This is a genomic window from Pedobacter sp. 05L430 (assembly GCF_056397585.1).
Map to the genome: position 1 here is coordinate 100,742 of NZ_JBFTNT010000004.1, position 20,862 is coordinate 121,603.

Here is a 20,862-nt window from a genome sequence, read left to right on the forward strand (position 1 = left end):
AGGGAATGATTGATCAGGATACCATAAACAAAATCACGGAAACCGCTCGTATTGAGGAGGTGGTTGGTGATTTTGTGACTCTAAAGAAGCGTGGCTCAAGTTTAATTGGAAATTGTCCATTTCACAATGAGAAAACCCCTTCGTTTCACGTGTCGGTGGCCAAGGGGATTTATAAGTGTTTTGGGTGTGGTAAAGGGGGCGATTCTGTTCACTTTATTATGGACCACGAAAAGTACTCCTACCCGGAGGCACTTAAATTTCTGGCCAATAAATATAATATCGAAGTAGAGGAGACTGTTCAGTCGCCTCAAAATATAGAAGCACAGAATGCCCGCGAGAGCTTGTACATCGTTTCTGAGTACGCTGCAAATTACTTTGCCAATGAGCTGTGGACAGGTGAGGATGGCCGGGCAATTGGCCTAAGTTATTTTAAGGAGCGTGGTTTTAGAGAGGATATTTTAAAGAAATTCCAATTGGGTTATTCGCCCGATGCCTGGGATGCTTTGATCCAGAGTGCTGTTGGAGCAGGTCATAAAGAAGAATATCTGGAGAAAACGGGCCTTGCAATCAGGAATGATAAAGGCAGGCTGTATGACCGTTTCAGAGGTCGGGTGCTGTTCCCAATTCATAATTTTACCGGAAGGATAATTGGTTTTGGTGGCAGGACATTAAAAACAGATAAAAATGTTCCTAAATATGTAAACTCACCGGAAAGCGATATTTACCATAAATCTAACGTGCTTTATGGTTTGTTTCATGCAAAGAAGGCAATTAGAGATGCAGATAACTGTTATCTGGTTGAAGGTTATGCAGATGTTTTAGCTGTTCACCAAGCCGGCATAGAAAACGTGGTGGCCTCGTCGGGAACATCATTAACTACCGAACAAATAAGGCTGATTGGTAGGTTCTCGGAAAATGTTACCATTCTTTATGATGGTGATGCTGCGGGTATTAAAGCCTCTCTGAGAGGTTTAGATATGATCCTTGAAGAAGGATTGAACGTTAAGGTTGTGCTTTTTCCGGATGGGCATGATCCTGATTCTTACATGCATCATGTTGGTTCGGGAGAGTTTAAAAAGTACATAGAAAATAACCGTAAGGATTTTATTCTGTATAAAGCCAGCATCCTGTTAAAAGAGGCTGGGACTGATCCTATAAAAAGGGCAGGTATTATTAGGGATATTGTAGAAAGTATCGCTAAAATACCTGACGACATTAAAGCTTCTGTTTTTATTAGAGAATGCAGTGGTTTGTTGCAGGTTGAAGAAAGGATATTGCTTTCTGAACTGAATAAAATCAGGGCCGCCAAATTTAAAAAAACAAGTGGGGGCAACCAACCTCAGCAGTCGCAATACCAACAAAACCCATATCAGCAAGATGGGCCGCCTGATAATCTGTTTGAGAACCCTGGAGAGTCGGCCGGACCTGCAGAGCAGGTAGAAACAGCGGATACAAATCTAATACAGGAACGCGAGATCATTCGGCTACTACTGGCATTTGGTCATGAGCTGGTTACCTGGGATAAGATTGACAATATGTATATTGGTTCTTTTATTATACAGAACTTAGCTGATGTTACTTTTGAGGATGAGATATGTAAACTCATTATTGACACATACAGAGAAGAAATAGAGAACGGTCATTTGCCGGTTGCCAGTCAGTTTATTAAAAGTGGAGACAGGCGGATTGTTGATCTTGCCATCACATTATCAACCTCACCCTATTCACTAAGCGAGAATTGGGAAAACAGACATAATATTTATGTTAGAGATGAGAGCATAAACTTAAAAGCAACAATTTTTGGTGGGCTCTATCATCTTAAAAAGAACAAAATTGGCAAGATGCTTACCGATATTACAAAAGAACTTGCAAGTGAAACCGACCCGGTAAACCAGGAGATTTTGATGCAGCGCCACATGATGATAAAGGGTGTAGAGCGGGATATTTCTAAGTACCTTGGAACTGTTATATTAAAGTAATGGCCAGTCACAACGATTTAGGTAAACGAGGAGAAGATATTGCTAAAGAGTATTTAGAAAATCTGGGTTATCGGATACTAAAAATGAACTGGATGTACGGTAGAGCGGAGGTTGACGTTATAGCTAATGAGGAAGGGACAATAATTTTTGTTGAAGTAAAAACAAGAAGTTCGACAGATTATGGTGAGCCTGAAGATTTTGTAAGCATTAAGAAGGAAAGACAACTTGAGTATGCTTCATCTGCCTACATTGAAATGAATAACAACCAAGGTGAAATTCGTTTCGATATTATTGCAATTGTTTTTGAAAATAAACACCTTTATAAAATTAATCATATTGAAGATGCATTCTGGCCAAGTTAAAAATAACACCAATTTCTTTAAGGTAATACCAATCCTTTCTCTACTATTTAGCGTTTCATTTATCTTTTCTTGTAAGAATGAACCTTCTGTTTCTGTAGTTGGGTTTAAAGCACCCGAACAAGGGCAAATGTTTGGTTTGGGTGATGAGGTAAAAGTGKAACTCGATGTTCCAAAAGACAACCAGATTAAATCAGTTACTTACCAGGTAGATGGTAAAACTGTTGAAACAAAGAACGGCACAGAGGCCATAAGTATAAAAACAAAAGGACTGGCCGTAGGATATAAGATAATTACAGCAATAACTGATGATGGGAGTAAAAAAGATACTTCGACAATTAATATTGTGTTAAGGTCGGGATTAAACCCTGAGCTGCTAACTTATAAAATTGTTAAGACTTATCCGCACGATACTTCATCATATACTCAGGGACTGGAATACCATAATGGGAGATTACTGGAAAGTACTGGTGAGAACGGTTTCTCGACATTAAGATGGGTAGATTTAGCAACTGGCAAGGCTGTGCAAAAGATAGATCTTGACAAGCAATATTTTGGAGAAGGATCTACACTTGTAGACGATAAGATTGTAATGTTAACCTACAAAGCGAATTCCGGGTTTGTATATGATGCCAAGACCTTTAAACAAATTGGAACATTTCCTTATCAAACCAGCAGAGAGGGTTGGGGTTTATGTTATGATGGTAAGCAGTTGATCATGTCTGACGGTACAAACCGACTTTATTTCATGAATAAGGATACCTATAAAGATGAACGTGTAATTGATGTTTATGATAACCTTGGGGCAGTTGATTCTATTAATGAGCTTGAATATATAGACGGAAAAATCTACGCAAATATTTATCAATACAATTATTTAGTAGTAATCGACCCTAATACAGGGATTGTTGAGAAGAAAATAGACTTGAGCGGATTGTTGCCAAAGGGATACTTTAAAACAGAAGATAGTATTTTAAATGATGTTTTAAACGGTATAGCCTGGGATAAACAAGATAAGCGTCTATTTGTTACAGGAAAGAAATGGCCGAAGTTATTTGAAATAGCGTTAGTTCCTGTAAAAAAGAACTAACGCTATTCTTTAATTATTTAGCAGGTGCATTATTAGACTTTGCAACGGGCTCGCTAATGAAGCCGTTGAATGCAATGGCTTGTCTGTAGTTACTGGTTACGTTAAGCACTGCGTATCCTTTTTCTCCAACACTTAGCGTAAGTGATTGTACATCTTTGGTGTCTTTTGGTCTAATGGTTATTAGCCAGCCACCTTTTTTCCTTTTCTCGGTTTTGTAGGTGAAATCTTTAGATTTAAATTTAATGCCTGAGTCGTTAGGATTTAAATTTGCACTGTATGCCCTGCCGTAGTAAGGTAAATATGCTTCTACACTATCTTTAGCTATTGTTAGCGTATATTGGGATCCACTAAGCTGAATTGCTCCGCTTCCCTGCCCTCCCGGAAATCTTTGGAGAACCTTATTAAGATCCATATTTGCCATTGGTAATGCTGTTGTAGCGTTAAATACCAAAGTTTTGGCTTCTACCAGTCTTGCGGTGGTTTCTTTATCCGTTTGGGCAGAAACCTGTATCGCGATGAACATGATAACCAACAGTAATGTGTTTTTAAGCGTTTTCATGATGATTTACTTTAAATGTGTTTTATATCTCAATTTACAAATAAAATAGCATTAAACCTTTTTAATCATAAAATATGATCATGCTACTCTGTTGGGTTAGAATAAATTAACATTAAAAGGTTTAATGTGATCATTTAAGTAAATACACAAACTAAGTGTTCAATACTTAACTTCTCCAGGCTTTGTATTGATTGATCAATCCGTTTGTAGATCCATCATGAGAAGAAACATCATTATTGTCTTGCAGTTCAGGTAAAATACTTTTTGCTAATTGTTTACCAAGCTCAACACCCCACTGATCAAAGCTGAAGATGTTCCATATAATGCCTTGTACAAAGATCTTATGCTCATAAATAGCTATAAGACTTCCTAAGCTAAATGGTGTAACTTTCTTTAATAAGATAGAGTTGGTCGGTCTGTTACCTTCAAATACTTTAAATGGCGCCAGTTTGTCAATCTCTTCGTCTGACTTACCTTCTTTTTTAAGTTCTGAAACTACCTGCTCTTTGGTTTTTCCATTCATTAAAGCTTCTGTTTGAGCAAAGAAATTCGATAAAAGAATTGGATGATGATCGCCGATAGGGTTTAAACTTTGTGCAGGGGCAATAAAATCGCAAGGGATTAAGCGTGTTCCCTGGTGTATTAATTGATAAAAGGCATGCTGACCGTTCGTACCAGGCTCACCCCAAATGATTGGGCCGGTTTCATAGTTTACATCATTTCCATTTCGATCTACATGTTTACCGTTACTTTCCATATCGCCTTGTTGGAAATAAGCCGCAAAGCGGTGCATGTATTGATCGTAAGGTAAAATGGCCTGAGTTTCGGCATTAAAGAAGTTGATATACCAAACGCCTATAAGACCTAATAAAACGGGGATATTGATCTCAAATTCTGAAGTTTCAAAATGTTGATCTGCGGAATGTGCTCCAGCTAATAATTGTTTAAAGTTATCGAAACCTATACTCAATGAAATTGGTAATCCGATTGCACTCCATAGAGAATATCTTCCACCAACCCAATCCCAGAATTCGAACATGTTTTCAGTATCAATTCCAAAAGCAGAAACGTCTTTTGCATTGGTTGATAAGGCAGCAAAGTGTTTTGCAATGTCATTAGCTTTTGCACCTTTTTCCAGAAACCAGCTTCTTGCAGTATTTGCATTGGTCATGGTTTCCTGCGTAGTAAACGTTTTTGAGGCAATCAGGAACAATGTAGTCTCAGGATTAACCTGTTTTAAAGTTTCTGCAATGTGGGTGCCATCTATATTTGATACAAAATGCATGTTTAAATGATTTTTGTATGCCTTTAAAGCTTCGGTAACCATTACAGGGCCTAAATCAGAACCTCCAATACCAATATTAACAACATCAGTTATCACTTTGCCAGTATAGCCTTTCCAGCTTCCGGAAATGATGGCATTACTGAATTTTTCCATTTTTGAAAGCACCTGATGGACGTCCTTAACAACGTTTTTGCCATCTACTAAAATTTCACCGTCGGCAGGTTCGCGTAATGCGATGTGCAATACTTGTCTGCCCTCTGTCTGGTTAATTTTATCTCCACTAAACATTGCCTTTATTGCTTCATCTAATTTGCATTCTCTGGCTAATTGAATGAGCAGAGCTATAGTGGTATCGTCAATTCGGTTCTTCGAATAGTCGACCAAGATATCTTCAAATATTAAGGAGAATTTCTCAAATCGGCCTTCATCTTCTGCAAATAGCTGTTTTAAGCTTTTTTCATTGATGTTAATAAAGTGATCGGCCAGGTATTTGTAAGCGGCGGTTTCTGTAAAGTTTACTGTTGGAAGCATAATAATTAGTGTTTTTGTAAATGTAGCGGTTTATTTTATTTCACAAAATTTGATTGCAGAGATTTAATATTTTAATGATAAACATAGTTTCATCGGAAGTTCATACAAGAGAATTATTTTAGCTATATTTAAATATAATAGGCAATCCATTGCCATAAAAAAACTAGCTATGATTGAAAATTTAAAACAATTGGTAACAGAAAATGTTCAGGACGCTATTGTGAATAATAGTGCAGTTCCGAATGAGCAAAATGACGCAGCAATTGAAGCCGCATCAGGTTCTATTATTGATGCGCTTAAAGAAAAGCTGTCATCAGGAGATATTGGAGGTTTAGTAGATACATTTAAAAATGGAGGTACAGGTTCAGTTGTTGATCAGGCGTCATCCGGTTTTACAGAAAAACTGGCGGGGTTGGGTATCAACATGGAATCTGCAAAAAGTATTGCTGCTTCTATTATTCCTACAATAATGGAAAAATTTGTAAATAAAACTAACGATCCAAATGATAATTCATTTAATATTAAAGACGTATTAGGTAACCTTGCAGGGCCGGATGGTAAATTCGATCTGTCGGATATTACAGGAATGTTTACAGGAAATAATGATGGTGCGACTGGGGCAGAGGGTAAAGGAGATGGAATTGTAGATAAACTAAAGGGGCTTTTTAATTAATTCTCCCTCTTTTAACAAATGGCTATTTAAACATTGTTTAAGTAGCCATTTGTGTTTTATATTATATATTTGTGATTATGACTAAAGAACAAATTCAGGATTTAAGGGACAGAGTAGCGTCGCTGAGGAGGTACCTTTGACGTTGAAAACCGATTAGAAGATATTCGTATTGAGCAGGAGCTTACCCTGCAACCAAATTTTTGGGACGACCCAAAGAAAGCAGAAAAACATATTGCTGAAATCAATTCGAAAAAAGTGTGGACTGATGGCTGGCAGCACGCCAACAGCCTGATGGAAGATACCCAAGTGCTTTTCGACTTCTGGCAGAGCGGAGATGCCACTGAAGCAGAAATGCAGGAACAGTTTGATCTCTGTGTAAATGCCATAGAAGATCTGGAGCTGAAAAATATGCTCAAAACCAAAGAAGATCAGCTGAATGCAGTAATGCAGATTACCGCGGGTGCCGGAGGTACAGAAAGCTGCGATTGGGCTTATATGTTAATGCGTATGTACTTAATGTGGGCTGAGAAAAATGGATACAAGGTAAGTGAGCAGGATTACCAGGAAGGTGAGGTAGCGGGTGTTAAAACAGTTACAATTGAAATCTCGGGTGAATTCGCCTATGGGTATTTAAAGGGAGAAAATGGGGTACATCGCCTTGTCAGAATCTCTCCATTTGATTCCAATGCGAGAAGACATACTTCTTTTGCCTCGGTTTATGTATATCCACTGGTTGATGACACCATAGAAATTGAAGTAAAGGATTCGGAGATAGAGTTTGAAACGTTCCGGTCGGGTGGTGCCGGGGGCCAGAATGTAAACAAGGTAGAAACTGCAGTTCGTTTATATCATAAACCTTCGGGAATCATTATTAAGAATCAGGAGTCGCGTTCACAGCTTCAGAATAAAGAAAATGCTATTCGCTTATTGAAATCGCAGCTTTACGAGATCGAGATGCGCAAGCGTATGGAAGCTACAGCCTTGGTAGAAGGAAGTAAGAAAAAGATAGAGTGGGGCTCGCAGATCAGGAGTTATGTGCTGGATGACAGGAGGGTGAAGGATCATCGGACCAATTACCAAACCTCAAACCCGCAGGCTGTGCTGGATGGGGATATAAACAACTTTTTAAAAGCATACTTAATGGAATTTTAAAGATGAAATATTTTACCTCGTTATTAATGATACTGATGTGTACAGCTAATTTGAATGCTCAGGAAATAGTTAAATTATATCCCGGCGTAATACCGGGATCAAAACCAGCACCTGCAGATTTTAAAGAGACCGCTCCTGTTGGAGATGACGGAATTATACGGATCAGTAAAGTATCTGAACCAACGCTTACTGTATTTTTACCTTCAAAGGAAAAGGCTACTGGAGCAGCTGTTATCATTTGCCCGGGCGGGGGCTATGGTATTTTGGCTATTAATCATGAGGGGTATAATGTTGCAAAGCGATTTAATGATATAGGTGTAGCTGCATTTGTGCTGAAGTATCGCTTACCTAATGATGCAATAATGGTTGATAAATCATTTGGGCCATTGCTGGATGCAGAACAGGCTATCTATCTGGTAAGGGGGCAAGCTAATAAATGGAACGTTGATCCAGCAAAAATTGGTATTATGGGCTTTTCTGCAGGTGGCCACCTTGCTTCGACATTAACGGTTCACTACAATGATGTGAAAATTGAGAATAAAGAGAAGCTTAGCCTGAGACCAGATTTTTCTATCTTAATTTATCCGGTTATTTCATTTATTGAATCACCACATACAGGTTCTGCAAATAATCTGGCAGGTGCTAATGCAACGCAGGCACAAAAAGAATATTTTTCCAATGAGAAACATGTAACGCCACAAACACCACCAACATTTTTAGTTCATGCTAATGATGATAACGGTGTGCCGGTACAAAATAGTATTATTTTTAATCAGGCATTGGTGGCTAACAAGGTTAAGGCAGAGATGCATTTATATCAAGGTGGCGGACATGGTTTTGGTTTGAATAACAAAACCACATCAGACGACTGGTTTGAGCGGCTGACGAATTGGATGAAAAGTAATAAGTTTCTATAATTTAAAGCTCAGTATTTGCCAGAATATCCTGTAATTCCTTAAGCTCTTCAACCTTTTCTTTTGAACCCAGATTCTCATAAGCAGATATCAGGTTGCGGATAACACGCCTGATGATCTCTACGTTGCTGCAGGGTGCGTAAAATCCTGGAAGAGGGTCGAGGTTTAGCTGTCGGAGAAACTGATCAACGTCGTGTTTACCAAATATGGCCCCCTTGTTAAATGCGTTAATGTAAAAAAGAACTCCAAATTCCTGTTCTTCGCGCTTACTTTCGTCTATATATCCTAAAATAAAATGCTGAGGCAGGTTTACGCCATATACAGGGATATCCAGTTTTTGCGCAAGTGTAGAATAGATGATGGCAAGCGAAATCTGATTGCCTTTTTTACTTTCCAGTACTTGGTTTATATATGAATTCTGTGGGTCGTGGTGGTTTTTTGTATTTCCACTAAAGCCGTAAATGTTATAAAAGATATGGTTGATGAGTTTTATCTTTTCAATAGAACTCATTTCGTATTGCAATCCTAACCAGATTTCTCTTTTGATTTCTTCAATCTGAAGAATCACCTTATCCTCATCAAGATCAGGATATTGATAGCGGTTAATGACTAAGGCCCCTTGTAACAGATCAAATGCTCCGCTTTGATACCATAAATTAAGATCTTCCTTGACATTTGAAAACTGTATCTTATGTACAATATTTTCTATCCTTTGTTGAAGCAAAGAATCTAATGAATGTTCCCAGGCATTTTCAAGGTAGTCAATGACTTCATTGCCATATTCAAGCAGTCGTCCCTCAACGTGTTGATAGATTTCCTGATCGGGATCATCAAGAAGTTTTACTAAAGCAGTTATTTCTTTAATGTTTTCCATTAAACATACAAATTTGAATGCCTATTTTTGCGGCTATGGTTTTTAACTTTATCAGTGATTATCTGAAGCATCGCTTTACCTCTAAAAGCAGGCATGGTACCCATTCCCCATTTGTTTATAAACTTACGGATGAGGTAATTTACGATTTTAAGTCTAAAAGTGAATATAAAAGCATTGAAGCGCAGAGAAAAAAACTTTTCAATGACGATTCATTAGTAACTGTGACCGATCTGGGTGCAGGTTCTCATTTAAATAAGAACCGAACAAAGAAGGTAAGTCAGATTGCGAAGAACGCATTGAAGAATCCTGCTTTGGCTCAATTGATTTATCGTTTAGCAAAAGACAATAATCCTAAAGCTATTATTGAACTAGGTACTTGTTTAGGCATAACTACGGCTTATTTATCGAAAGCTTGTCCTGAAGCAGATGTTATTACAATTGAGGGTTGTCCGGAAACTGCGAAAGTTGCGCATAATAATTTTAAAGAACTGGATCTTGAAAATGTTGAATTGCAGGTTGGAAATTTTGATGTATTACTTCCTGACGTTATAACTAAAGCAGAAAAGCTTGATTTTGTTTACATTGATGGTAATCATAGAAAAGAGGCTACATTAAATTATTTCAATTGGTGCTTACCTAAGATTCATGAAAACTCCCTGCTCATATTTGATGATATATATTGGAGTAAAGGAATGAAGGAAGCCTGGCAAGAAATTAAGAATCACCCGGAGGTTGTTGTTACAATTGATTTGTTTTGGATAGGGTTGGTTTATTTTAGAAAAGGACAGGCTAAGGAGCACTTTAAGATAAAGTTTTAAAATGCTTCAGCTAAACTGATGTAAAAACCGGTTTGGCGTTTTTCATTTGCGCGTTTTTCGCCAATACCATAATCAACGCGTACACTTAATCCTTTTTCAGGATCAAAGAAGTAACGCCCACCAGCTCCATATGAAGGTTTAAAACTTTTGATGGATAGGTCGCCATTATCAAATACTTGTCCTGCGCCACCAAATATGACAGCGCCAAACCTGTTGTTGTAACGATAGCGTAACTCTGCCTGGGCGGCAAGTAAATTCCTTTCTCTGTATCGCCCGGTATAGTAGCCCCTCATTATTTCGTCGTTACCCATTTGTTGTAATAAGTAGAAGGGTATGTTCTTGCCTTGCACAGAGTGGAATAATCCATTTACCCCGATGACAAATTTGGGCGATAAGGACCAAAAATTGCGAACATTGGCTTTTATTAAACTTCCTGTGAAATTCTCTCCTCCCCAAAAGTCTGGTGCATATTGATAGGTTACCTTTCCGTAAAAGCCTTTGGTTGTATAGTTGTTAGAATTTCTGGTGTCATATGTCTGGGAAATTCCTGCATAGAATACAGAACCTCCTATTTTGTGGATTAGTGTTTGGTCGGTGGTAAAAATGCCTCCCACTTCTTTATCGGTAAAATGATAGTTTTCAAAGCCAAGAGATAAACCACTGTACATATGAGGTAGGAGTAATTTTTCGGCTTCTAGGCCAACTTTAACATAGCCTTGAATGAGTCTGTCTTCGTTTGCCTCAAGAGTTTCATTGCCTACACCATAAAAATCGAAGGGCATTCTTTTAAAGCGCACTTCAGCAATGTAGTGATGCGTGTTTTGTTTTGTCCAAACATCTCCTTTCAAGGAGATGTTATATTGGCCCTTAGTAGATGCAGAAAGCACAGTTGAAAAATTTGAACTGCGATTTGTAAGGTCTTTCCTGTCTAGATAAGTAGAATAGAGTGCACCAATGCCAAATTCAAGGCCTATTTCTTGTGTATATCTAAAAACCGGAACGGGCATAAAACTAGGCCTGCGTGAGGAATCTGTTTTATTAGATAGATAGCGCTCTATTAGTTTCTTTTGCGCCATTGAACTTAGGGCTATTAAAACAAATACGGTGCACAGGGAAATTCTCTTCATTGGCCTAAAATAGTAGAAAAATTTAATTATCAGTTCTGCCTAGCAACTTTAAGGCCAGTGTTTGAAATTGAATCCTAAAGTTTGGAACTTATCCTAACTAGATTTTTACATGATGAGAAAAGGTCGTTATAAGAAGAAAAACAGTGTTGTTTGTATTGTTAAGATAGAATCTTGCTTTAGATAAGACAGGTAGTCGTACCGGTTTTTAAGGAGAGGTGAAGTACAATTAGGGCATTAAGATTATTTGCCTATTTTTGCGGCAACAAAATTAAGATCAAAATGAGTACAACAAGAGGACCTATATCTCAATTCATGGAGCGCAATTATCTCCATTTTAATGCAGCCGCAATGATGGATGCAGCTAAGGGATATGAAACGCACTTAGATGAAGGTGGTAAAATGATGATCACGCTAGCTGGCGCGATGAGTACCGCAGAATTGGGAATTTCACTGGCTGAGATGATTCGTCAGGACAAAGTATCAATTATTTCATGTACAGGCGCGAATCTGGAAGAAGATATTATGAACCTTGTTGCGCACTCACATTATAAACGAGTTCCTAACTATCGCGACTTGAGCCCTCAGGATGAATGGGATTTATTAGAGAACCATTACAATCGTGTTACCGACACTTGTATTCCTGAAGAAGAAGCATTTCGCAGATTGCAAAAACATATTTATAAAATCTGGAAAGATGCAGACAATGCAGGAGAACGTTATTTCCCGCATGAGTTTATGTATAAAATGTTGTTAAGCGGAGATTTGGAACAATATTATGAAATTGATCCTAAGAATTCATGGATGCTGGCAGCGGCAGAAAAGAATTTGCCAATTGTTGTTCCGGGATGGGAAGATTCTACAATGGGTAACATCTTTGCCTCATATGTGATGAAATCAGAAGTTAAAGCAACTACCATGAAAAGTGGTATTGAGTACATGGGCTGGTTAGCAGATTGGTATATCAAAAACAGCGATGGTAAAGGAATTGGATTCTTTCAGATAGGCGGTGGTATAGCTGGAGATTTTCCTATATGTGTGGTTCCAATGTTGTATCAGGACATGGAAATGGAGAATATTCCATTTTGGAGTTACTTCTGTCAGATCTCTGATTCGACAACTTCATACGGCTCATATTCAGGGGCAGTTCCTAATGAAAAAATTACCTGGGGTAAGTTGGATATAAATACACCGAAATTCATTGTAGAATMGGATGCGACTATAGTGGCGCCACTGATCTTTGCGTGGATATTAAAAATGTAATTTAAATTAACAAGTCCTGCTTTGAAAGTAGGACTTAAAATGGAATCAGTGATTTTTAAAAAAATGCTGATTTTCGTCGTTTAAAGCATAAAAAACGAACTATTTAGATTGATTATAAATTGTATTTACTGTCATTTATTTGTCATTGGTAAGTTAATAAATTTTACTTTTGTGGACGTTTTGGTGAAGGACCTAAGTTTAAAAGCCAATTGCGTTTATAAAGTTTTTTAAAAAATAGCATAAAATACTCATTATGAGGGATATCTCATTGATCGTTAGAAGAGTTTGGAAGTCGGCATTCATGTTTACGGCTCTATCTGTTTTAATCGTTTCTGCAACACAGGCACAAGATGTAGTAGAGGGCCGCAAACTATTTAAGGATAATTGTAATTCTTGTCACCAGTTAGATCGTAACAGTACTGGTCCGGCATTAACAGCAAAACTTAATGAGCTTGATGAAGCTTTTGCAATCAAGTGGATCAGAAACTGGAAAGCGTTAGTTGATGCAGGAGACAAGCAAGCCATAGAGGCTTCTAAGTTCTCAGCTGCGGAGATGACAACATTTCCACGTTTGACTGATGATCAAATTAAAAACATTATAGCTTACGCTAAGGCAGGTGAGCCTAAGAAAGAAGGAGATAAAGCAGCAACAGAAAGTGCTTCTGAAGGTGTTTCCAGTTTTTCAATCGCAGGGGTTGCCGCAATTATCCTGATATCTATTATTGTATTGATCGTTTTAGGTCGTGCGATAAAAATGTTAGAGCGTTTGATACTTCAAAAACAAGGAGTTGTTCTTGCGGAAGAAGATAGCGTTTCTTTAGGTACAGGTGTTAAAAGATTATTTAAGAATAAGAAATTTGTATTTTTCTTCATCCTGGGCTTAATTATAACCTTAGGTTCATTTGGCTGGATGGGTATGTGGGATACAGGTGTTCATACTGGTTACCAACCGGTACAACCGATCAAGTTCTCGCATGAGCTGCACGCAGGTACCAATCAAATTGATTGTCAGTATTGCCATGCTGGTGCATTTAAATCGAAAAACTCAACCATTCCATCTTTGAATGTTTGTATGAACTGTCACAAATCAGTGCAGGCAACAGAGAAATATGATGGCGAGATTTCACCAGAGATTCAAAAGATCTATACTGCCCTTGGATATGATCCGGCAACTATGACTTATGATCACTCAAAAGAAAAACCAGTTGAATGGGTTCGTGTTCACAACCTTCCTGACTTCGCTTACTTTAATCACTCTCAACACGTAGTTGTAGGTGAAGAAGCTATCAGAAAAGAGAAAGGTTTGAAACCTAATGAGCCTGTTTGCTTTGCATGTCATGGTCCGGTTGATACAATGGAAGAGATATATCAATACTCTCCACTTACCATGAAATGGTGTGTTAACTGTCATAAAGACACCAAACTTGAAGTTAAAGGAAATGCATTCTATGATAAGATTATTGAAGCGCATGAGAAAATCAAGAAAGGTGAGAAAATCACTCCTGCAGCTTTGGGTGGTTTAGAATGTGGTAAGTGCCACTATTAATTAGAGTTTAATAAAAAGAACGTTCGATAAACAGTAATATAGCTTAAATGGAAAGCAATAAAAAATACTGGAAAGGCTTAGAAGAGTATAAAAACACTCCGGATTTTGTTGAAAATAACAAAAACGAATTTGCTGAGCCACTTCCAATAGAAGATGTTTTAAATGAAGCAGGGTTAAGTACAGTAACTCCACGCCGTGACTTTTTAAAGGCTTTAGGCTTTGGGTTAGGTGCGGTAACGCTGGCAGCTTGTCAAACTGCTCCTGTTCACAAATCAATTCCTTACCTGGTTAAACCTGAAGAGGTAGTTCCGGGTATACCGAACTATTATGTTTCAAGTTTTAACGGACAAAGTGTTTTAGTTAAAACAAGAGAGGGAAGACCAATTAAAATTGAACCAAATCCTAATGCAGGAACGTTTAATTGTGGTACTGATGCTCAGGCTCAGGCTTCTGTATTGGATCTTTATGATGTTTCAAAACTTAAAGCTCCTGTATTAAAAGATGCAGAGAGTAACTGGGCTGAGATAGATAAGTTTGTACAGGCAGAGTTAAATAAGGCTCAGGCTTCAGGAAAGAAAATTCGTATTGTTTCATCTTCAGTAAGCAGCCCCTCTACTAAAGCGGTTGTTGCTGATTTTACAACTGCTTATCCAACTACTAAGCATGTTCAGTATGATGCTGTTTCTTATACAGGTATTATTAAAGCAAATGAAAATAGCTTTGGTAAAGCTGTTATTCCTAAATATAACTTTGATAAGGCTGATCTGATTGTAAGTTTCGGAGCAGACTTTTTAGGTACCTGGATTAGCGGAGAAGAATTTACTTCACAGTACGTTTCGAACAGAGATCACAAATCTTTGAAAGCTGGTAAGATGTCTCGCCACTTCCAATTCGAAGCTGGTATGAGCTTAACAGGAACAAACGCAGATACCCGTGTACCGGTTAAATTATCAGAAGAAGGACCTGCTTTAATTGCCTTATATAATGCAATTACCGGAAACGCTTTAGCTGGTGCTGCTTTACCTAATAATGTTACTGCTGATAAAGCACTTAAATTAATAGCTAAAGAATTATTACAAAATAAAGGAAAGTCACTTGTAGTTTCAGGTTCGAATGATGTATCTACCCAAATATTGGTAAATGCAATTAACTCGGCAATTGGTAGCTACGGTACTACTATAGATCTTGATAACCCTTGTAAACGTTACGCTGGTAATGACGCAGAATTTGCTGAGTTTATCAACGAAATGAACAGAGGTGAGGTTGCTGCAGTATTTTTCTTAGATAGCAACCCTGCTTATGACGTTGCAAATGCTAAAGGATTTACTGATGGATTAGCTAAAGTTGGTTTAAAAGTTTCTTTCTCTGACAGAAAAGATGAGACTTCAACATTGTGTAATGTAATTGCCATTAACCATAACTATTTAGAGTCGTGGGGTGATGCTAACGCATATGAAGGATATTATTCAATTGTACAGCCAACCATTAACCCTGTGTTTAACTCACGTCAGGCTGAGGAAAGTCTTTTAATCTGGTCTAACGGTCCGGTTAAAGAATATTATCAGTATGTACGTAATAACTGGGAAAAAAGCATTTTACCTGCTTTAGGTAAAACATGGCAAGATGTATTGCAAACAGGGGTTTTTGCTTCGGCATTGAAACCTGCCGGCACATATACATTTAGCTTATCGCTTGCAGCTGTAATACCTTCGATTGTAAATAACAGTAAGGCTTTAGCTAAAGATATCGAGTTACAGGTTTACGAAAGTATTCCGATGAGAGACGGTAAACATGCAAACAATGCATTCTTACAAGAATTACCTGATCCTGTTTCTAAAGTAACCTGGGATAACTACATTGCCTTAGCACCTAAATTTGCTAAAGAATTAGGCTTTAAAGAGTTTGATATTGTTTCGATAAAAGACGATAAAGGTTATGAAATTGAGTTACCTGTGCTTATTCAGCCAGGACAAGCTCAGGGAACAGCTTCTGTTGCTTTAGGTTACGGACGTACAAAGGTTGGTAAAGCTGGAGATAACGTTGGAAAAAATGCTTATCCATTTGTAAGCTTTACTAATGGTACTTCTAAGTATGCAACTACCGTTAAGCTTTCTGGAACAGGAAAAACTGAAGAGCTGGCTCAAACGCAAACTCACCACTCTTTTGAGGGTAGAAATATTATTCGCGAAGCTACTTTTACAGAATATAAAAAGAATCCCGCTGCTGGTTCAGGTAATGACCACGCAAAGCATAAAACTTACGATCTGTGGGATAAATATGAGAAGCCAGGTAACAACTGGGTTATGGCAATCGATTTGAATGCTTGTACTGGTTGTGGTTCTTGTATTGTTGCTTGTAACGTGGAAAATAACATTCCGGTTGTAGGTAAAACAGAGGTACGCAGACGTAGAGAGATGCACTGGATTCGTATTGACCGTTATTACAGCTTTAATGTTGAAGGTGAAGGTCATGCAGAAGAGGCACATGCTCATGGCGAACATGGAAATGGCATCAATTCAGTAACTAAAGAGAAAGAAATTGCTCATTTAGATAACCTTGATAACGTTTCTGTAGTTCATCAGCCAATGCTTTGTCAGCATTGTGATCATGCTCCTTGTGAGACTGTTTGTCCGGTATTGGCAACAGTACACTCATCAGATGGCTTGAACCACATGGCTTATAACCGTTGTGTGGGTACACGTTATTGTGCAAACAACTGTCCATATAAAGTGCGTCGTTTCAACTGGTTTAACTACTGGAATGATTCACGCTTCGATAACTACTTGAATAATGAATTTACTCAGTTGGTTCTTAACCCTGATGTAACTACGCGTTCAAGAGGTGTTATGGAGAAATGCTCTATGTGTATTCAGCGTATTCAAGCAGGTAAATTACAAGCTAAAATTGAAAAACGCCCGTTAAAAGATGGCGATATCAAAATGGCTTGTCAGCAAGCTTGTTCTGCCAATGCAATCATCTTTGGAGATGGCAACGATCCTAACTCGGAAGTATCTAAAGCATTACGTAGTGAACGTATTTACTATGTTTTAGAAGAGATAAACGTACAACCGGGTATAGGTTATATGACAAAAATTAGAAATACAGATACAACAGTACAAGCGTAAGCTGATATTAAAGAAAATAAATTATGTCAGGACATAACGAATCAATATTAAGAGAACCATTAATCACCGGCAAGAATATCACGTATGCAAAAATTACGGACGATATTTTAATGCCAGTTGAGAATAAGCCTAACAGGGCATGGTGGATTGGATTTATAATTGCACTTTGCGGTGCTACCCTTTGGGTAGTAGCTGTGGGGTATACCTTTTGGTTCGGTATCGGAGCATGGGGTTTAAATAAAACAGTAGGATGGGCCTGGGATATTACCGGTTTCGTATGGTGGGTAGGTATTGGTCACGCAGGAACGTTGATTTCGGCGGTATTATTACTTTTCCGTCAGAACTGGCGTAACTCTATTAACCGCTCTGCTGAGGCGATGACCATATTTGCCGTTATTTGTGCGGCTACATATGTTGTATCTCACATGGGTAGACCATGGTTAGCATATTGGGTACTTCCTTTACCAAATCAGTTCGGATCACTTTGGGTTAACTTTAACTCTCCACTAGTTTGGGATATGTTTGCGATCTCTACTTATTTCTCGGTATCGCTTTTATTCTGGTATACAGGTCTTTTACCTGATATCGCGACTATTCGTGACCGTGCAACCGGATTAAGACGTAAAGTTTATTCAATCATGTCATTCGGATGGGCTGGAAACGTTAAGACATGGCAACGATTTGAGGCTGTATCTATCATCTTAGCTGGTATCTCTACACCTCTGGTACTTTCGGTACACACGATTGTATCTATGGACTTTGCAACTTCGGTAATTCCAGGATGGCACACTACAATCTTCCCTCCTTATTTCGTGGCAGGGGCGATCTTCTCAGGATTTGCAATGGTGTTAACCTTATTATTGGTTGCACGTAAAGTATTAGGTCTTGAGAACTACATCACCATGTTCCACATTGAGTCGATGAATAAAATCATTATCTTAACCGGATCTATCGTAGGTGTTGCTTACTTAACAGAATTCTTCATTGCCTGGTATTCAGGTTCTGAATATGAGCAATATGCTTTCATCAACCGTTCAACAGGACCTTACTGGTGGGCATACTGGATGATGATGACATGTAACGTGATTTCTCCGCAGTTGTTATGGTTCAAAAAGATCCGTACCAGTATTGCAGCTACCTGGATCTTATCTATTGTAGTAAATATAGGTATGTGGTTTGAGCGTTTCGTAATCATTGTAACTTCATTACACCGTGATTACCTACCATCGAGCTGGGCTATGTTCTATCCATCTTGGGTTGACGTAAGTGTGTTCGTAGGATCAATAGGTGTGTTCTTTACGTTGTTCTTATTGTTCTTAAGAGTATTGCCTTCTATTGCTATAGCAGAGGTAAAACTATTACTTAAGAGTGCAAGTGAGCAAGCTAAACTGGAGCAGATTAAAGAAGGACATCTTGAAAAAGAACATGTAGCAGAATACATTGAGTCTTTAGAGAAATTTGATAGTGTTAAACAAGAAGATTACGCAAAAATATAACAATGAATAATATCAAATATATTTTAGGCAGTTTTGGTGATCCTGATGAAAYGATGCATGGAATTCAAAAATTGCAGGATAATAACATTAAGATACATGATGTTTATACACCTATGCCAATCCACGGTATTGAGGCAAAGCTTGGTGTTAAACGTTCAAGGTTGGATATAGCAGCTTTCTTTTTTGGAATTACTGGTACAATGACCATGTTGTCATTTGTGTACTTTGCTGCAGCGTATGATTGGCCAATTAACATTGGTGGTAAACCGCATTTCGCATTACCGGATTTTATTCCAATTACGTTTGAGCTTACCATCTTATTTTGTGCTTTTGGTCTGGTTGGTTCTTACTATGCTTCAACCCATTTGTTTCCGGGAAGAGCTCCAAGAGTAATGGATTTAAGAGCAACAAATGACAGGTTTATTATTGCTATTGATGCAAAAGAAAATGCTGAGCACAGTAAGATAGATGATTTATTAAAAGAAGCTGGTGCTTTAGAAGTAAAGTATAATGAAAGGAAGTATGTTAGCTATGAATAGGAATAAAGTAGTTTTAACCTCGTTTTGTATTCTTGCCACTGCTGTTATTTTTTCAGCATGCAGAGATAAACGTAGTACGGGTTTAGAATACGCAAGGAATATGTATGATCCGATTGCTTATAACCCGGATCAGGCAAATAAGAACTTTGCAAATGGACAAACCGCACAAACTCCACCGAAACATACCGCTCCGGTTGGATTTGTTGAGGAAGATGTTTATCCAAATACAAAAGAAGGTTATGAAGAAGCTGGTGTTAAATTGATAAACAGTTTACCATTAACCGAACAGAATCTTTTACAAGGTCAGCATTTATTTAATGCTGGGAACTCATAATTATAATTTAACTGAGCAGTTTGAGTTTACAGGTAAAGCAAAAAACCTAAGCATAATCGCTATAGTAATAGGATTATTGGCTATAGGCTATGGCTTTTCGGCTGAGGCGCTTCACGAGCGTACTTTTGCTAACCTGTTATTAATGGCTTATTACTTCGCTTGTGTCTGCATGTCGGGCGCATTCTTTTTAGCTGTTCAATTTGTAGCACAAGCAGGTTGGTCTGCTTCTATACTACGTGTACCTGAGGCAATGGCTAAAGCACTACCAATTGCGGTAGTTATTTTAATTGCTGTTATGGCTGCAGGTTTATATACTCACAATTTATATCATCACTGGAACGCTCCGGGGTTAACAGATCCTAACAGCGAAAACTTTGATAAATTAATACAAGGTAAATCAGCATTTTTAAATGTGCCTTTCTTTATGGCTCGTCAGGTAATCTTCCTGGGAGTATATAGTTTTTTTGCATTATTACTTGCCAGATTATCTAATAATGAAGATTTAGAAGGGGGCTTAAATTCTTACAGAAAGAGCTTTAAGTATTCTTGTGTATTTCTTGTAATCTATGGATTTACTACCCCAATATTTGCTTTTGATACTGTAATGTCACTTGAGGCACACTGGTTCTCTACTATGTTTGGCTGGTATAACTTCGCAGCAATGTGGGTTAGCAGTTTAGCTACTATTGCCATTATCCTTATCTTGTTAAGGAAATCAGGTTACATGGCTTGGGTAAACAACAGTCATTTACACAACTTAGGTCAGTTTATCTTTGGTTTCTCTATCTTCTGGACTTACGTATGGTTCGCTCAGTTTTTGCTTATCTACTATGCAAACATGCCTGAGGAGACTGTATATTTTTACAAAAGATTTGATAACTATGAGTTTTGGTTCTACCTGAATTTAATTTTAAACTTCCTTGCGCCATTATTGCTGTTGATGGACAGAGATAATAAAAGACAAGAAAATATTTTACTTACAGTGTCGATCATTGTATTATGTGGTCACTGGGTTGATTATTACCAAATGATCATGCCTGGAACTGTAGAAGAGCACCATGGTTTTGGTATCATTGAAATTGGTACAGCGATAGGTTTTGTAGGTTTGTTTACCTTTACCGTTTTAAATGGATTAAGTAAAAAACCTTTGATCGCAAAGAACCATCCATTTTTACAAGAAAGTTTAAATCACCATTTATAA

At 37.9% G+C, this 20,862-nt stretch carries 18 protein-coding genes; 14 read left to right on the forward strand and 4 right to left on the reverse strand.

Going from position 1 to position 20,862, the window contains the following annotated elements; genetic code table 11:
- Positions 1-5: 5 nt before the first annotated feature.
- The 3 genes from dnaG to AC1DG9_RS02300 are packed head-to-tail and all read left to right on the forward strand — an operon-like array spanning position 6 to position 3,428.
- The gene (dnaG, locus tag AC1DG9_RS02290; protein ID WP_172661735.1) at positions 6-1,979 is read left to right on the forward strand and encodes a DNA primase; all 1,974 of its coding nucleotides are present in this window, start codon (positions 6-8) and stop codon (positions 1,977-1,979) included.
- A complete protein-coding gene (locus AC1DG9_RS02295) occupies positions 1,979-2,341 on the forward strand; it encodes a YraN family protein (protein WP_172661734.1) in 363 nt (120 codons plus the stop codon). The genes dnaG and AC1DG9_RS02295 overlap by 1 nt, the downstream gene beginning before the upstream one ends.
- On the forward strand, positions 2,322-3,428 hold the full coding sequence (locus AC1DG9_RS02300) for a glutaminyl-peptide cyclotransferase (RefSeq protein WP_477634262.1): 1,107 nt from the start codon (positions 2,322-2,324) through the stop codon (positions 3,426-3,428). The genes AC1DG9_RS02295 and AC1DG9_RS02300 overlap by 20 nt, the downstream gene beginning before the upstream one ends.
- A 13-nt stretch (positions 3,429-3,441) precedes the next feature.
- Here AC1DG9_RS02300 and AC1DG9_RS02305 read toward each other — a convergent pair whose 3' ends face one another.
- Together AC1DG9_RS02305 and pgi are read right to left on the reverse strand one after the other, a co-directional pair.
- Entirely contained in the window at positions 3,442-3,987 is a 546-nt protein-coding gene (locus tag AC1DG9_RS02305) for a DUF4251 domain-containing protein (protein ID WP_288883640.1), read from the reverse strand.
- 166 nt (positions 3,988-4,153) lie between these two features.
- Positions 4,154-5,803 (reverse strand): glucose-6-phosphate isomerase, encoded by a 1,650-nt coding sequence (gene pgi, locus AC1DG9_RS02310; RefSeq protein WP_288883638.1) that lies wholly within the window; start codon positions 5,801-5,803, stop codon positions 4,154-4,156.
- 169 nt (positions 5,804-5,972) lie between these two features.
- Between pgi and AC1DG9_RS02315 the strand changes: the two genes are divergently transcribed.
- The 3 genes from AC1DG9_RS02315 (at position 5,973) to AC1DG9_RS02325 (ending at position 8,545) form a co-directional block, all read left to right on the forward strand.
- Positions 5,973-6,476, forward strand: a complete 504-nt coding sequence (locus AC1DG9_RS02315) for a DUF937 domain-containing protein (RefSeq protein WP_288883637.1) — start codon at positions 5,973-5,975, stop codon at positions 6,474-6,476.
- Positions 6,477-6,553: 77 nt separating this feature from the next.
- A protein-coding gene (gene prfB / locus AC1DG9_RS02320) for a peptide chain release factor 2 (RefSeq protein ID WP_152542455.1) occupies positions 6,554-7,628 on the forward strand; the annotation gives its coding sequence in 2 pieces (ribosomal slippage) (positions 6,554-6,613 and positions 6,615-7,628; 1,074 coding nt in all).
- Positions 7,629-7,630: 2 nt separating this feature from the next.
- On the forward strand, positions 7,631-8,545 hold the full coding sequence (locus AC1DG9_RS02325) for an alpha/beta hydrolase (RefSeq protein WP_288883634.1): 915 nt from the start codon (positions 7,631-7,633) through the stop codon (positions 8,543-8,545).
- A gap of 1 nt (position 8,546) precedes the next feature.
- Here AC1DG9_RS02325 and AC1DG9_RS02330 read toward each other — a convergent pair whose 3' ends face one another.
- Entirely contained in the window at positions 8,547-9,416 is an 870-nt protein-coding gene (locus tag AC1DG9_RS02330; protein WP_048907765.1) for a transglutaminase-like domain-containing protein, read from the reverse strand.
- 17 nt (positions 9,417-9,433) lie between these two features.
- Between AC1DG9_RS02330 and AC1DG9_RS02335 the strand changes: the two genes are divergently transcribed.
- A complete protein-coding gene (locus AC1DG9_RS02335) occupies positions 9,434-10,234 on the forward strand; it encodes an O-methyltransferase (protein ID WP_477612047.1) in 801 nt (266 codons plus the stop codon).
- On the opposite strand, the gene AC1DG9_RS02340 is transcribed toward AC1DG9_RS02335, so the two are convergent.
- Complete coding sequence (locus AC1DG9_RS02340; RefSeq protein ID WP_288883630.1) at positions 10,231-11,361, reverse strand: BamA/TamA family outer membrane protein; 1,131 nt, start codon at positions 11,359-11,361, stop codon at positions 10,231-10,233. The genes AC1DG9_RS02335 and AC1DG9_RS02340 overlap by 4 nt on opposite strands.
- A gap of 279 nt (positions 11,362-11,640) precedes the next feature.
- Here AC1DG9_RS02340 and AC1DG9_RS02345 point away from each other — a divergent pair, with 279 nt between their 5' ends.
- The 7 genes from AC1DG9_RS02345 (at position 11,641) to AC1DG9_RS02375 (ending at position 20,862) form a co-directional block, all read left to right on the forward strand.
- Positions 11,641-12,621: a deoxyhypusine synthase family protein gene (locus tag AC1DG9_RS02345; protein WP_477634263.1), complete on the forward strand. Its 981-nt coding sequence runs from the start codon at positions 11,641-11,643 to the stop codon at positions 12,619-12,621.
- Between the two features lie 253 nt (positions 12,622-12,874).
- Positions 12,875-14,167, forward strand: a complete 1,293-nt coding sequence (locus tag AC1DG9_RS02350) for a c-type cytochrome (protein WP_246269619.1) — start codon at positions 12,875-12,877, stop codon at positions 14,165-14,167.
- Positions 14,168-14,214: 47 nt separating this feature from the next.
- Positions 14,215-17,292: a TAT-variant-translocated molybdopterin oxidoreductase gene (locus AC1DG9_RS02355; protein WP_172661723.1), complete on the forward strand. Its 3,078-nt coding sequence runs from the start codon at positions 14,215-14,217 to the stop codon at positions 17,290-17,292.
- Between the two features lie 23 nt (positions 17,293-17,315).
- Positions 17,316-18,788, forward strand: a complete 1,473-nt coding sequence (nrfD, locus tag AC1DG9_RS02360) for an NrfD/PsrC family molybdoenzyme membrane anchor subunit (RefSeq protein WP_048907762.1) — start codon at positions 17,316-17,318, stop codon at positions 18,786-18,788.
- A gap of 2 nt (positions 18,789-18,790) precedes the next feature.
- Positions 18,791-19,327, forward strand: coding sequence for a DUF3341 domain-containing protein (locus AC1DG9_RS02365; protein ID WP_477634264.1), 537 nt, complete (start codon positions 18,791-18,793; stop codon positions 19,325-19,327).
- Positions 19,320-19,661, forward strand: coding sequence for a hypothetical protein (locus tag AC1DG9_RS02370; protein ID WP_477634265.1), 342 nt, complete (start codon positions 19,320-19,322; stop codon positions 19,659-19,661). The genes AC1DG9_RS02365 and AC1DG9_RS02370 overlap by 8 nt, the downstream gene beginning before the upstream one ends.
- A complete protein-coding gene (locus AC1DG9_RS02375) occupies positions 19,648-20,862 on the forward strand; it encodes a quinol:cytochrome C oxidoreductase (RefSeq protein ID WP_172661720.1) in 1,215 nt (404 codons plus the stop codon). The genes AC1DG9_RS02370 and AC1DG9_RS02375 overlap by 14 nt, the downstream gene beginning before the upstream one ends.